We start from the raw sequence: 13,042 nt of genomic DNA, 5'->3' as shown, positions 1-13,042 counted from the left end.
TATACCAAAGCGCAATGAGTATTTAAGGGATAAAAGCTAAAAAATTCTTCAATAATCAAATAAATGTAAATATTTGCAAACAAGATTGAACGAAATGAACTAAAAGATGGATTGGTGTTTGTGAATGAATCCAATAAAAATGAAAGTGTCATTATGAATTTTTATTCTTGGGTCCATATTATTTATGGAGTAATTGTTTTTTATGGAAGAAAAAGTGAAGAGGAAGCAAGTTACATAATTAACAATACACCTATGTTTACGACACCACCCAAGAATTTCATGGAGGCCTGTATGTTAGGTCATGAGGATGAATATTATTGGGGTATGGTAATGTCACATGGTGATAGATATTTTGAGAAGGGTTTTCCTCGTACAGCACCGGATGATTATTTTGAATGGGAGGATAGCTATATAAAAGATCACAATCTTGAGAGAAACACTCTAGTTTTTAATGATTAAAATAAGTGATGTTGCTAGAGCCGACAATTCTCAGTCGGTTCTGAATGTTTAGAATGAAAAGTATCTAAACGAGCAGATTTGATAATTTTCAAATATCCATCCGTACACATTGATAAATAATTTAATATTACGGTATCTAACATGATTGATTTTAACGCTAGAATTGTTTCGGGTGCTTCTATAGGGAATGTCGTTCTAAATGAAAATATTTCATTATATATTAATGAGATGCACTCCAGATTTAGCGTTAAGATTAAAACCCACTTCCTACCTGACGGGAGTGAGCGAAAGTCATATATAGTCGACAATACTTTGACCGTCGTAACTGATAAAGACGGTATTATTTTATCACTTGGATGTAATTCTTATTATAATGGGAGTTACAACGAAATCATATCCCCCGGAATGGAAATAACAGATGTAATCAAGCTGACGGTTTCACAGAAAATATACAATGGTTCAATCATTATTAATGATGACTTTGGCGTTTCGTTTATACTCCCACCTCCATATGATGAAATCGCCGATGCGATAAGCCATATTCCTAGTGGATTGACAATAAACGAAATTTTCGTATCTGATTTTTCATTCTGGCGATAGCTTATGGAGTATGTGAGTAAGTTTAGTGAGCATGTGATTAAATTTGGGGTCAGTGATATAGTTGTCACTGGCTACATAGATTCGGATATGCCGCCGGTTTTTCACCCGATGTATGACAGGGTTTACTTTATATCTGGTGAGGTTATATTTGAATTTTACATTGATGATGATGGGGTTGTTAATTCACATTTGGTTGAAAACATCGCTCCGTGGTTTGAGGTAGATGTGGATGATCAATTTTCTATGATGTCAATCTATTCACAAGCGTTTAAAACTGAACGGGAAGTTAAAATAGTTGCAGTGGATTATAGTGAAAAGCCGTTCTCAGTATTCATTGTAAGATATAAAGATGGTGACCATGAAAGTTCACTGCATTTAGAGCCAAAGAATTTCTTTGGTTTTTTGATTTCATAGAAAAACCTGGGATCATCAGGAGTTAAATGAGTAGTATTTATCTAATTGACATTGATTGCTTTAAAACTAATATTAAGGATGGAGATTACCAATGATTAACAAATCTAGTCTGGTTGATGGTATCCTTTTTCGAGATGAGAATGGCTCGAATGAAACTGTAGTTTTCAATTTTTATACTTGGGTGGAAATGCTTAAAGCGGTCATTGTTAAATATGCGCAAAAGTCTGAAAGTGACGCGGAGTTATTGGTTTTATCATCGAGCTTAGTGTGCAAGCCTATCAACAGTTATACGGCTGTCTGTCTCAGGAGCCATGAAATTGAATATCATTGGGCAATGCTGATAGCTTATGGTGAACAGTATTGGCTGAAAGGCGTAGAATCCAAACAGCCTTATGGCTACTTTGACTGGGATGTGCAACATAGGAAAGAACATAACTTAGCAGAGGAAAGCTTTGTTTTTAGCAATTCATGAATCGCGATCCGATAGGGTAAACACCCCTCCAAATGTCCAACGCCTTCCTTATCCTACATCTCCAAACTAAATACCCAATGTGCCGTTAATCAGGGTGCAGCACTGCCCGCCGATCCAGGGCTCGCCGTCAATAAAGCGCACGCTCACGCGGCCATCTCGCTTCAGTTGGGTGCCCTGGCGCACCAGGTAGCCCTGCGCGGTTCGGTCGCCGTCGGGGAAGCGGTTGGCCTTCAGCAAGCGCGCCAGGCAGGCGTTGGCGCTGCCCGTTACCGGATCTTCGATCAAGGCGCCGCATTCCACCATAAATGCGCGCATTTCGTAATCTGCCGGTTCGGCCGCAGAACAGGCGCCATAAATCACTACGCCATCCACATCACAGGCGGTTTGCAACCGTTCGATCATGGCCTGATCCGGCATCACCGCCAGGCAAGATTGCGCATCCGGCAGGCGCACCATCAGCCAGCGGATGCCCATCTCGACAATAACCGGCAGGGTATCGGCTTCAATCACCGCCGGCTGTAAAGCGGCCATCAGCCGTTCTGTTTCCTCAACCGCCATCGCACGAAAACTGACTTCGGGCGCGGCGAACGCCAATGCGCCTTCCGGCAGGATGTTGATCGCCACCAGGCCGACGCCGCATTCCTGCATCACCGTTCTGGGGCGTTTAGGCGCCAATCCGGCTTCCAGCAGGGCGTGGGCGGTGCCGAGCGTTGGGTGGCCGGCGAAGGGCAGCTCCTTTTCGGTAGTGAAGATGCGCACCTTATAATCCGCCGCCGGGTGCGCCGGTTTAAGCACAAAGGTGGTTTCCGAAAGGTTGGTCCAACGGGCCAATGCCAGCATCTGCGCGTCGTTCAGCCCTTCGGCTTCCAGCACCACCGCCACGGGATTGCCGAGCAGCGGCGTGGCGGTGAAAACGTCCACCTGTTTGTAGGCACGGGGTGTCACATCATCGCTTCTGAGCATTGGCCATCATCCGTTATCAACAAAACCTGATGATAACGATATTCGCCAATGGCTTCAAAGGGTTGAATTTTGTTTTGGCATACCTGCCCGTCGCCATCTCAGCCCCGGCTTGGCGAACATCACCAGGTTGCCCAGCAGAATCAGGCACAGCCCCAGCACGGCGTTGAAGTGCCACTGGTAGCCTTCGTAGATCGTCGAGATGGTCAGCGCCACCAGCGGGAACAGCAGGGTGCTGTAAGCCGCCGCGCCGGCGCCGATGCGGCCGAGCAGGCTGAAGTAGGCGGCGAAGGCGATCACCGATCCGAAAATCGCCAGGTACAGCAGGGAGCCGATATAGCGGCTGCTGAATTCGATCTGGAACGATGCGCCCTGCGCCAGGGCGATCAGCGCCATCAACAGCGCGCCGTAGGTCATGGCGTAGGTGTTGGTGGAAAAGATATCCAGCCCGCGGCGCTGATGGCGCGTGCTGATCATGTTGCCCAGCGAGAAGCCGTAGGTGCCGAGCGCGCTCAGGCCGATGCCTTTGAGCAGCTCCGGCGCCATGCGGGTGGCGGCCAGATCTTGCCAAAACAGCGCCACGATGCCGGTCAACCCCAGCAGCGCCGCCGGCAGCAGGTTGGGGCTGGGGCGCTGGCGGAAAAACAGCAGGCTGTTGAGGGCGTTGAACAGTACCGCCATCGAGAAGATCACCGATTCCAGCCCGCTGCTGATGTAGGCGGCCGCGTGGTAGAAGCAGAAGAAGTTGAAGCCGAACACGCAGCAGCCCTGCAGCACGCAGAACAGATGATCGCGCGGGGCGAGGCGGCGCAGGCGGCGCGTTAGCAGCAGCACGGCGAACATCACCGCGGCGGAAATGGCGAAGCGGTAAGCGATCGAGACGGGAATGGCCACCGGGCCTTCCTGTTGCAGGGTGATCGCAATCCAGGTGGTGCCCCAAATCAGCACCACGGCGAGGTACAACAGCGCATTCATTCTATTTGTTACTCCGAAAAAACCGATGGCGCAGTATCCGCTTTGGCGCGCGGCGGCGCTTGCAGCGCTTTGCGGCCAGTTGCATATTCTTGCGCTTTTTTTGCCAAAAGCGCGGGGCGGCGGCTGGTATGCGGCGGCGCCACTCTTTACACTGTCGGCATGTCGAACAACGGGGCCGGCGATGTCCAACTATCAGGCGTTTGAAACACTGCGTGAGCACAAGGCGCGGCTGCACGGCAGCGTGCTGCTGGGCACCGGCGTGGAGCTGGCCGCCTGGTCCAACTGCAACGATCGCGTCACGCAGGAAAGCGCCGACCACCATACCCTGAGCCTGTACGTCGCCGACGGCTATGAGTGCTACCAGCAGGTGCCGGGCGGCTGGCGCAACGGCGGCGGGCCGGATCGGTTCTGCATCATGCCGCGCCAATACGCCTCCACCTGGGACGTGCGCAGCGATCTGTCGTTCGTGCACCTGTATTGCACCGACGGGCATCTGCGGCAGCTGGCGGAGCAGACCTGGGATCGCAGCCCGGCGGCGATCAACGTAGAGCCGCGCAGCTTCGGCGAAGATCCGCAGATCACGCTGCTGTATCGCCAGTTTTTGCTCAACTGCGACTGGCGGGACAGCGCCAATCTGCTGGCGCTCAGCAGCGCGTCGAACCTGCTGATGTCGCATCTGATCCAGCGTTACAGTCAGTTGCAGTGGAAGCTGCCGCAGGCGCGCGGCGGCCTGGCGCCTGCGGTGGCCAGGCGGGTGCGGGAATATATCGAAAACCACCTCGATCGGCCTTTGCTGTTGGCGGATCTGGCGGCGCAGGCCGGGTTGAGCGAATACCATTTCGCCCGCATGTTCAAGCACGCCACCGGGCTGGCGCCGCACCAGTTTGTGATGCGTGCACGGCTGCTGCGGCACAGCCAACAGCCGATCACCGAGATCGCGCTGGCGTGCGGCTTCAGCTCCGCCAGCCACTTCAGCAACCGCTTCAAGGTGGCCTATGGATTTGCTCCGCTGCAGGTGCGGCAGGGGCGCTAACCGAAAGGGAGTGCAGCATGGATCAACAGTTTGCCGGGCTGGGCGTGTTGTTTGTCGCCGGATTCGGGCCCATCACGCGTGAGAGCGACGAGAGCAAGGCGTTTTATGTCGAGGCGCTGGGGCTGCCGCTCAAGCCGATGCCGGGCAACGAAACCTATCTGCTGTCGGAGCAAGGCGCGCTGGACGGCGTGAAGCATTTCGCCCTGTGGCCGCTGGCGCAGGCGGCGCAGTCCTGCTTTGGCGACGATCGCTGGCCGGCGGATCTCGCGCTGCCGCAGGCGTGGATCGAGTTCGACGTGGCCGACATGGCGGCCGCCACCCAGGGGCTGGTCGATCGCGGTTATCGGCTGTTGGTCGCCAACCGCGAAGAGCCGTGGGGGCAGAGCGTTACCCGTTTGCTCAGCCCGGAAGGATTGCTGGTCGGCGTCACCTATACGCCCTGGCTGCGTTAAACGCGACGCCGTTCGCCGCCGCCTTTCGGGGGTGGGCGGCTTAAGAACAAATACGCATTAGCTTAAAGCGATCTGCGCTATAGACCCATCAAATCTCCGAGCAGTTTCCCTTCCTGAAAGCAGAAATTCCGTTCATTGCGTAAAAACCAATGGCCAGAACGCGCTATTGCCATGCCATTCCGCGGCGATTTTTCGCCGTCTTTTTTCGCCGCCAGGTGCCTGATAGGAATAGAGATTATTCTTATATTTCTGCCCATTGCCAAGTGATGATAATGATTCTCGTTTTCAACCACGGAAAGGAGAAGGAACGATGAAAACAGTGAAGAGAACGGGCATCGCGCTGGCGATAGCCCTGACTTTCCCCCTCGCATTACCCGCCGCTACGGCGGCGCAACCCTCCCTGACTAACAGTAAGGCGGCAACGATGACGGAAAAACACGGGCAGTTCATTGCGGTCGGTAAAGTGGTGCAGGTGACCTTCGGCGATTTCGCCTTCAAGCTGGATTTTACCGATGACAAGACCATGACGTTCACCGGTATCGGCGAGGCGTCGCAGGGCATCACCGACACCGTGCAGTACACCGCGGTGGAGATCCGGCCAAAGGTCTATATGGTCTATTGGCATGAGCCGCAGTCCGGCGACAACGTGACGCATATCGAGGACTTTGAGCGCGGCGAGGTGTACACCAACATCGCCGCCAAGGATGGCAGCTTCACCCATCTGAAAGGGCAGCTGAAAATCGTAGGTCACTCAGGAAAATAAGGAGCAGTTATGAAAAAGGCATTGATCACCTGTGCGATCGTCGGCGGCTTGCTGGCGAGTTACCCGGCGCTGTCGACGGATCAGGCGGCGTCTGACAAATCGGCCGGCAAAGGCGGTTATCATCATGCTCAGCAGAAGCTGAAGGTGGTGGAAGACCTGTACGCGGGCTTTTTCAATCGCCACGACATCGGCGTGGCGCAGAAGCTGATTGTGGAAAACTACAAGCAGCATAACCCGTTCGTCGGCGACGGCATCAAGCCGTTCCTGGATTTCTTCAGCCAGACCTTTAAAGACAATCCGCAGTACAGCGCCAAAATATACCGCAGCGCGGTCAACGGCGATTTGGTCTACGTTCACGTCAAATACCAAAATAACCCGCAGGATCGCGGCACTGCCAGCGTGGATATTTACCGGGTGAACGATCAGGGGAAAATCACCGAGCATTGGGACGTCAATCAGGATGTGCCGGAAAAATCGGCCAACGACAATACCATGTTCTGATCCGCAAGGGCCGCTGCGGCGGCCCTCAACACGCCCGCAACACTTTATTTACTTACATAAATACCAAACGATCGCCGCGTCGAGTAGGCTACGGCCGCCTTTGGCAGTGGTGGCACGGTTGATGGGCGTCATTGTCCCACCACTGCTTGAGGCGTTTCCCCGCATTCCCCGTTATCCCGCGCGTTGGCTCTCCACTTTTTTGAACTGATGGCGCAGCTGCAGCGCATTGCAAAGCACCAACACCGCCGTCACCGCGAACACCCAGCGGAATCCCATCATCGCCGAAATGCCCGATCCCAGCAGCGGGCCAACCACGTTGCCCAGATACATAAAGGATTGGTTATAGCCGAAGATGCGCCCGGTCACCTGATCGGAGGAATACTTCAGCAGCAGCGCCTGCACCGCCGGCATCAGCGCGCCGTCGGCGAAGCCGAGCAGGAAACGCAGAATGCCCAGCTGCAGCGGCGTATTTACCCAGGCCATCACGGCGAACAGGCCGGTGGTGAACAGCAGCGCGGCGATCAGGATGCGCGCGGTGCCGATGCGATCGCCGAGCCGCCCGAGGCGCGGCGCCGAGATCAGCGCTGCAATGCCGGGTACGGCGGCGATCATGCCGCTGACAAAGGCGATATTGCTGACGTCGCCGGACAGCTCGCGAATGAACAACGTCAGGATCGGGCTGATGGACGAGTTGGCCAGCTGGATCATCAGGGTGCAAACGAACAGGGTGAGGATCAGCGTCGGATAGGGCAGCGAACGGAACACTGCCTTGCCGCTCAGCTGATCCGCTTTTTTCACCGTGATGCGCCGCTCTTTAATCAGGAACAGCGTCACCAGGAAGCTGACGAACATCAGCCCGGCGGTGACGAAAAACACTACCCGCAGCCCCAGATGGTCGGCCATCAGCCCGCCCAGCAGCGGCCCGGCGATCACGCCGGAGATCTGCCCGGTAGAAAGCGTGCCAAGCGCCCAGCCGCTTTTATCGCGCGGCACCTGCGAGGCGACCAGCGCCATGGCGTTGGGAATATAGCCGGACGTCAGCCCCATCAGGGCGCGCAGCGCGAACAGCTGCCAGACGTTGGTGGCCAGCCCCTGCAGCGCGATGACGATCGCCATGCCCAGCGAGGCGCGCAGCAGCATCAGCTTGCGGCCTTTGCGGTCGGCCAGGCTGCCCCACAGCGGCGACACCACCGCCGAGACCAAAAAGGTGCCGCTGAACACCAGCCCGGACCACAGGCTGAGGGATTGGTGATCGCTGACGCCGAGCTGTTCGACGTACAGCGGCAGAAAAGGGAGGATTTGGCTCATCGCCAGCCCGGTGAAGAAACACCCGAGCCAGACCGAGATCAGATTGACTTTCCACGCTTCCATCGGCTTACCGTACCACGTTGAATAAGGAGCGATTTATTTAGCAAATAATAATAACACTGCTAATTAATCGGCGAGAGGCAATGCGTGAGCAAACGTAACCCTGCCGACGCAGTGTCTTTTTGCTATATATTAATAGCTATATTATCATAGGTAATTGGGTTAAGCCAGAGCCGCGCGATCCGGCGGTGTGAAAGCAGAGATAAACTGAACGCTAGATTGATGCCAATGAAAAAAGATCACCCTGAAGACGTGACGCTGCTGCGCACGCAGTTAATGTCGCTGGTGCGCCGTATGCGGCGCGAATCGCGCAGCGACGAGAAATCCTGGGCCCAGCTGATGCTGTTGGGGGCTATCGATCGCCACGGCGGCGAGGCGACGCCGTCGCTGCTGGCGGAATCGGAGCGCATGCGTTCCTCAAACCTGGCGGCCGCGTTGCGTGAGCTGGAGGCCGATGGGCTGCTGGTGCGCACGCCGGATGCCGAAGACAAACGCCGGGTGCGGGTGCGCCTGACGCCCGCCGGGCTTGGCCTGCTGCAGGAGAGCCGTACCCGGCGCGAGGCGTGGTTGCTGGCGGCGATGGAAAACTGTTTAACGGAGCGGGAGCAGGCGCTGTTGATTGAGGCGGGGGCCTTGATGGCGCGGCTGGCGGCGGCGCCGTCAGCGGAAACGGAATAGTCGGCGGGGCGGCCGGTGCGCCGCCCCCGCGACGAGGTTACGGCATCGGCCAATCGACCGGCATGGTACTGACCACGTCCACGTAGCGATCCCAGGCCGATGACCAGAATTGGGTGAAAGCTTCCAGGGTGAGGTGGATGCCCATCAGGCCCATCACGAACCAGCAGGCGGTAAACAGGCCCAGGCTGCTGAACATGAACGCCATGCCGTTGCGGCTGGTTTTACGGCAAACGACGTTTAACTGGCTGGCGAAGAACATCATCACGGCGCTCAGCAACTCCCAGCGCATCATGACTAAACCGGTGGCAATGGTACTCATCGAACTCGATCCTATGTAACAAAAATCCGCATCCGGCAGGGCGCCGACAGGGAAATGCGGGGAAATATCGGGAATATTGTGATTCAGATCACATTGTAGCATTGGGGCGAACGGCGGCTCAATGGGAAGCGCGGTGAAAAAAACGCCGCCGGTAACATTCCAATATGCTGAAACAGTTATGCCATTTCATTAGCAACCTTTTCATGGGGCGGTGCGCCCGATAACGCTATGCTTGCCGGCTTTTCAGTTCCCTGATTTTGCGGGGAAATGTGACGCAAAAGGTATCGGCACCGCATGGCCCTGTTAAAAGAAACAATTCGCGACCACTCTGCGGAAGAGAGGCTGTTTATCCGCCGGGCAGGCGTGGCGCTGGCGCTGGTGGTGGTCTGTTTCGGCGCGCTGATCGTCAACCTCTACCGGCTGCAAATCCGCCAGCACGGCTTTTACCAGACGCGCTCCAACCAGAACGACATCAAAATGCTGCCGATCGCCCCCAGCCGGGGGCTGATCTTCGATCGCAACGGCACGCCTTTAGTGCGAAACGTGACACTGTATCGTATCGAGATCACGCCCAGCAAAATCAGCGACATGGCGGCGCTGCTGCAGGCGCTAACGCCGATCGTCGACCTGACGCCGGAAGACATCAGCGCGTTTCGCGACGACATGCACCACAACAGCCGCTACAAACCGGTGACGCTCAAAGCCGGGCTGAGCGACACCGAGGTGGCGCGCTTTGCCGTCAATCAATACCGTTTCGACGGGGTGACGATCGATACCTATCAACAGCGTGAATATCCTTACGGCGCCCAGCTGGCGCACGTGCTGGGCTATGTGTCGAAGATCAACGACAGCGATCTCAAACGCCTGGACAAGGCCGGGCTGAGCGAGAACTATGCCGCCGACCGCAACATCGGCAAACAGGGCATCGAGGCTTATTACGAGGCCGAACTGCACGGCACCACCGGCTATCAGGAGGTGGAGGTGGATAATCACGGTCGCGTGATCCGCCTGCTGAAAGAGCAGCCGCCGAAGGCCGGCAAGAACATCTACCTGACGCTGGATCTGCCGCTGCAGCAGTACATTGAATCGGTGCTGAAGGGGCAGCGCGCCGCGGTGGTGGTGGAAGATCCGCGCGACGGCGGCATCCTGGCGATGGTTTCCAGCCCCAGCTACGATCCCAATCCTTTCGTCAAAGGCATCGGCTATCAGGCCTATAAGGCGCTGCTGACCAACCCGGATTTGCCGCTGATCAACCGCGTCACCCAGGGCTTATACCCGCCGGCGTCGACGGTGAAGCCCTACATGGCCGTTTCGGCGCTGTTCGCCGGGGTGATCACGCCCACCACCACCTTTTTCGGCGCGCCGACCTGGACGCTGCCCGGCACCGAGCGCCGCTACCGCGACTGGCTGAAAACCGGCCACGGCATGCTCAACGTCACCAAAGCGATCGAGGAATCCGCCGACACCTTCTTTTATCAGGTGGCGTATGAGATGGGCATCGATCGTATCCACCACTGGCTGAGCCAGTTCGGCTACGGCCAGTCCACCGGCATCGATCTGAACGAAGAGTACCGCGGCGTGCTGCCGAGCCGCGACTGGAAGCTGAAGGTGCACAAAAAAGGGTGGTATCAGGGGGATACGGTTTCGGTGGGCATCGGCCAAGGGTATTGGGTGGCGACGCCGATCCAGATGGTGAAAGCGCTGACCACGCTGATCAACAACGGCCAGGTGAAAACGCCGCACCTGCTGTATTCGCTGCAGCAGGGCAACCGGGTGACGCGCTACCCGCCGCCGGCGAAAACGGCGCAGATCGGCGATCCCCATTCGCCTTACTGGGGCATCGTGCGCAATGGCATGTACGGCATGGCCAATCTGCCGAACGGCACCGGGTACAAGCTGTTCCACACCGCGCCGTATCAGATCGCCGCCAAATCCGGCACTTCGCAGGTGTTCAGCCTGAAGCAAAACCAGACCTACAACGCCAAAATGATCCCGGTGCGGCTGCGCGATCACATCTTCTATACGCTGTTCGCGCCTTACAAAAACCCACGGGTGGCGATGGCGCTGATCCTGGAAAACGGCGGCGGTAACGGCGTGGTGGCGGGGCCGACCGCGCGCGCCATCCTCGACCATATTTTTGACCCGGCCAACGCGCCGCAGCCCGGCGATGCGGGGCAAAGTAAACCGCAGTTAAACGACAGTGCCGATGTGCAACGGTGAGGCGGTTTGTTTTTACTTTCTTACAAACTGCAATCTCCTGACCATTTCCGGCAAGGTAGACTGAAATAACACCATAAACCGAATAAAAACGCAGGGTTAACACAACAGTGGCGCGATCGACCAAAAAAAGCGGTAAAACCTATTCCACAGTTCGTTTCGGCTGGATTTGCGCCGGCATGCTGGTCTGTTTTTTTCTGTTGGCGTTCAGGGTCGGTTACCTGCAGCTGCTGGAGCACCAGCAGTTGGCGGATCAGGCCGACCAGCGTTCGATCCGCACCCAGGTGGTGCCGACCAACCGCGCCATGATCACCGATCGCAACGATGAGGCGCTGGCGGTCAGCGTGTCGTCCAAAGACATCGTGCTGGATCCGAAGCATATTCTCGATTCCCAGACCGACACCGGCAACGAGCGCTGGCAGAGCATGGCCAACGTGCTGAAGATCCCGCTGGCGGACGTGCAGCATCTGATCCAGAGCAACGCGCACAAGCGTTTCGTCTATCTGGCACGCAAGGTGGAGGACGACAACGCTGCCTACATCAGCAAACTGCACCTGACCGGCGTCAGCACCGAGCAGGATTTCAGCCGCTTTTATCCGATGGGCCAGGACGCCGCCGGGCTGATCGGCATCGTCGGCCAGGACAACCAGGGGCTGGAGGGCATCGAGCTGGGCTTCAACCCGTTGTTGCAGGGCAAAAACGGCCTGCGGGTCTATCAGAAGGACGGCAGCGGCGCGGTGATCGGCGTGCTTAAAAGCGTGGATCCGGTGCCGCCGCCGAACGTGACGCTCAGCATCGACAAATTTATCCAGTACGTACTCTATGCGCAGATCCGCGACGGCGTGGTGGCCAACCAGGCCGACTCCGGCTGTGCGGTGCTGGTCAAGATCGACACCGGCGAGATCCTCGGCATGGCCAGCTACCCGTCGTTCAACCCCAACAACTATGCCGGCACCCCGGCGAAAGACATTCGCAACGTGTGCAGCAGCGACAGCTTCGAACCAGGCTCGACGGTGAAACCGGTGGTGGTGATGGTGGGGCTGGAGCATAAGCTGATCCGGCCGGATACGGTGCTGGACACCACGCCGTATCGGGTGAACGGTCACCTGATTAAAGACGTCGGCCACTGGTCGAAGCTGACCATCACCGGCGTGCTGCAAAAATCGAGCGACATCGCGGTATCGCACATTGCGCTGGCGCTGCCGGCCACGGTGCTGCCGGCGGTCTACCGCAGCTTTGGCCTGGGGCGGCCGACCGAGCTCGGCATCGGCAACGAGAGCAGCGGCTATCTGCCGCAGCATCGTGAACGCTGGGCCGATATCGAACGCGCTACCTTCTCCTTCGGCTATGGGCTGCGCGTGACGCCGCTGCAGATGGCGCGCGAGTACGCCGCGATCGGTTCCTTCGGCATTTATCGGCCGCTGTCGATCACCAAGGTGACGCCGCCGGTGATGGGACAACGCATTTTGCCGGCGGATACGGTACGCTCCGTGGTGCATATGATGGAGAGCGACGCCTTACCGGGCGGCAGCGGGGTGAGCGCCGCGGTGCCGGGCTACCGGCTGGCGATCAAAACCGGTACCGCCGAGAAAATGGGCCCGAGCGGCAAATACGACGGCGGCTACATCAACTACACCGCCGGCGTGGCGCCGGCCAGCGATCCGCAGGTGGCGCTGGTGGTGATGGTCAACAACCCGAAAGCCGGCAAGCACTTCGGCGGTTCGGTGGCCGGGCCGGTGTTCGGCAAGATCATGGCCCAGGTGCTGGAGCACATGAATATTCTGCCGGACGCCCAGCCGCTTAACGTGGTGTCGTCGGTCAAGGGGTAACC

At 56.9% G+C, this 13,042-nt stretch carries 15 protein-coding genes; 11 read left to right on the top strand and 4 right to left on the bottom strand.

Annotated features, from left to right (window positions below):
- Nucleotides 1-120: 120 nt before the first annotated feature.
- From ACJ8MK_RS09540 to ACJ8MK_RS09525, 4 genes are all read left to right on the top strand, one after another.
- Nucleotides 121-459 (top strand): hypothetical protein, encoded by a 339-nt coding sequence (locus ACJ8MK_RS09540; RefSeq protein ID WP_442517687.1) that lies wholly within the window; start codon nt 121-123, stop codon nt 457-459.
- Between the two features lie 141 nt (nt 460-600).
- Complete coding sequence (locus tag ACJ8MK_RS09535) at nt 601-1,059, top strand: hypothetical protein (protein ID WP_072008444.1); 459 nt, start codon at nt 601-603, stop codon at nt 1,057-1,059.
- A 3-nt stretch (nt 1,060-1,062) separates the two neighbouring features.
- Nucleotides 1,063-1,473, top strand: a complete 411-nt coding sequence (locus ACJ8MK_RS09530) for a hypothetical protein (protein WP_033655010.1) — start codon at nt 1,063-1,065, stop codon at nt 1,471-1,473.
- 91 nt (nt 1,474-1,564) lie between these two features.
- Nucleotides 1,565-1,945, top strand: coding sequence for a hypothetical protein (locus ACJ8MK_RS09525; protein ID WP_033655011.1), 381 nt, complete (start codon nt 1,565-1,567; stop codon nt 1,943-1,945).
- A gap of 66 nt (nt 1,946-2,011) precedes the next feature.
- On the opposite strand, the gene ACJ8MK_RS09520 is transcribed toward ACJ8MK_RS09525, so the two are convergent.
- Both ACJ8MK_RS09520 and ACJ8MK_RS09515 read right to left on the bottom strand, forming a co-directional pair.
- Nucleotides 2,012-2,908 (bottom strand): PhzF family phenazine biosynthesis protein, encoded by an 897-nt coding sequence (locus ACJ8MK_RS09520; RefSeq protein WP_440481621.1) that lies wholly within the window; start codon nt 2,906-2,908, stop codon nt 2,012-2,014.
- A gap of 54 nt (nt 2,909-2,962) precedes the next feature.
- A complete protein-coding gene (locus tag ACJ8MK_RS09515) occupies nt 2,963-3,880 on the bottom strand; it encodes a DMT family transporter (protein ID WP_440481620.1) in 918 nt (305 codons plus the stop codon).
- Nucleotides 3,881-4,061: 181 nt separating this feature from the next.
- Between ACJ8MK_RS09515 and ACJ8MK_RS09510 the strand changes: the two genes are divergently transcribed.
- From ACJ8MK_RS09510 to ACJ8MK_RS09495, 4 genes are all read left to right on the top strand, one after another.
- Nucleotides 4,062-4,913: an AraC family transcriptional regulator gene (locus ACJ8MK_RS09510; RefSeq protein ID WP_442517686.1), complete on the top strand. Its 852-nt coding sequence runs from the start codon at nt 4,062-4,064 to the stop codon at nt 4,911-4,913.
- Nucleotides 4,914-4,930: 17 nt separating this feature from the next.
- Entirely contained in the window at nt 4,931-5,365 is a 435-nt protein-coding gene (locus ACJ8MK_RS09505; RefSeq protein ID WP_060420630.1) for a glyoxalase/bleomycin resistance/dioxygenase family protein, read from the top strand.
- Nucleotides 5,366-5,675: 310 nt separating this feature from the next.
- Complete coding sequence (locus tag ACJ8MK_RS09500) at nt 5,676-6,128, top strand: MoaF-related domain-containing protein (protein ID WP_204275775.1); 453 nt, start codon at nt 5,676-5,678, stop codon at nt 6,126-6,128.
- Between the two features lie 9 nt (nt 6,129-6,137).
- A complete protein-coding gene (locus ACJ8MK_RS09495; RefSeq protein WP_033648272.1) occupies nt 6,138-6,629 on the top strand; it encodes a nuclear transport factor 2 family protein in 492 nt (163 codons plus the stop codon).
- Nucleotides 6,630-6,800: 171 nt separating this feature from the next.
- On the opposite strand, the gene ACJ8MK_RS09490 is transcribed toward ACJ8MK_RS09495, so the two are convergent.
- Nucleotides 6,801-8,000 (bottom strand): multidrug efflux MFS transporter, encoded by a 1,200-nt coding sequence (locus tag ACJ8MK_RS09490; RefSeq protein WP_039566203.1) that lies wholly within the window; start codon nt 7,998-8,000, stop codon nt 6,801-6,803.
- Nucleotides 8,001-8,225: 225 nt separating this feature from the next.
- On the opposite strand from ACJ8MK_RS09490, the gene ACJ8MK_RS09485 reads away from it, so the two are divergent.
- Nucleotides 8,226-8,675, top strand: a complete 450-nt coding sequence (locus tag ACJ8MK_RS09485; RefSeq protein WP_033634497.1) for a MarR family winged helix-turn-helix transcriptional regulator — start codon at nt 8,226-8,228, stop codon at nt 8,673-8,675.
- 37 nt (nt 8,676-8,712) lie between these two features.
- Here ACJ8MK_RS09485 and ACJ8MK_RS09480 read toward each other — a convergent pair whose 3' ends face one another.
- The gene (locus ACJ8MK_RS09480) at nt 8,713-8,994 is read right to left on the bottom strand and encodes a YjcB family protein (RefSeq protein WP_033634498.1); all 282 of its coding nucleotides are present in this window, start codon (nt 8,992-8,994) and stop codon (nt 8,713-8,715) included.
- 294 nt (nt 8,995-9,288) lie between these two features.
- Between ACJ8MK_RS09480 and mrdA the strand changes: the two genes are divergently transcribed.
- Together mrdA and ACJ8MK_RS09470 are read left to right on the top strand one after the other, a co-directional pair.
- Nucleotides 9,289-11,214, top strand: coding sequence for a penicillin-binding protein 2 (gene mrdA, locus ACJ8MK_RS09475; RefSeq protein ID WP_060446034.1), 1,926 nt, complete (start codon nt 9,289-9,291; stop codon nt 11,212-11,214).
- Between the two features lie 107 nt (nt 11,215-11,321).
- Nucleotides 11,322-13,040, top strand: a complete 1,719-nt coding sequence (locus tag ACJ8MK_RS09470; protein WP_103829503.1) for a penicillin-binding transpeptidase domain-containing protein — start codon at nt 11,322-11,324, stop codon at nt 13,038-13,040.
- The last annotated feature ends 2 nt before the right edge of the window (nt 13,041-13,042 follow it).

This window comes from Serratia sp. CY38905, assembly GCF_052168875.1.
In the GTDB taxonomy this organism is placed as follows: domain Bacteria; phylum Pseudomonadota; class Gammaproteobacteria; order Enterobacterales; family Enterobacteriaceae; genus Serratia; species Serratia sarumanii.
The sequence above is the reverse complement of the archived record's forward strand: the minus strand, read 5'-3'. Positions and strand labels throughout refer to the sequence as shown.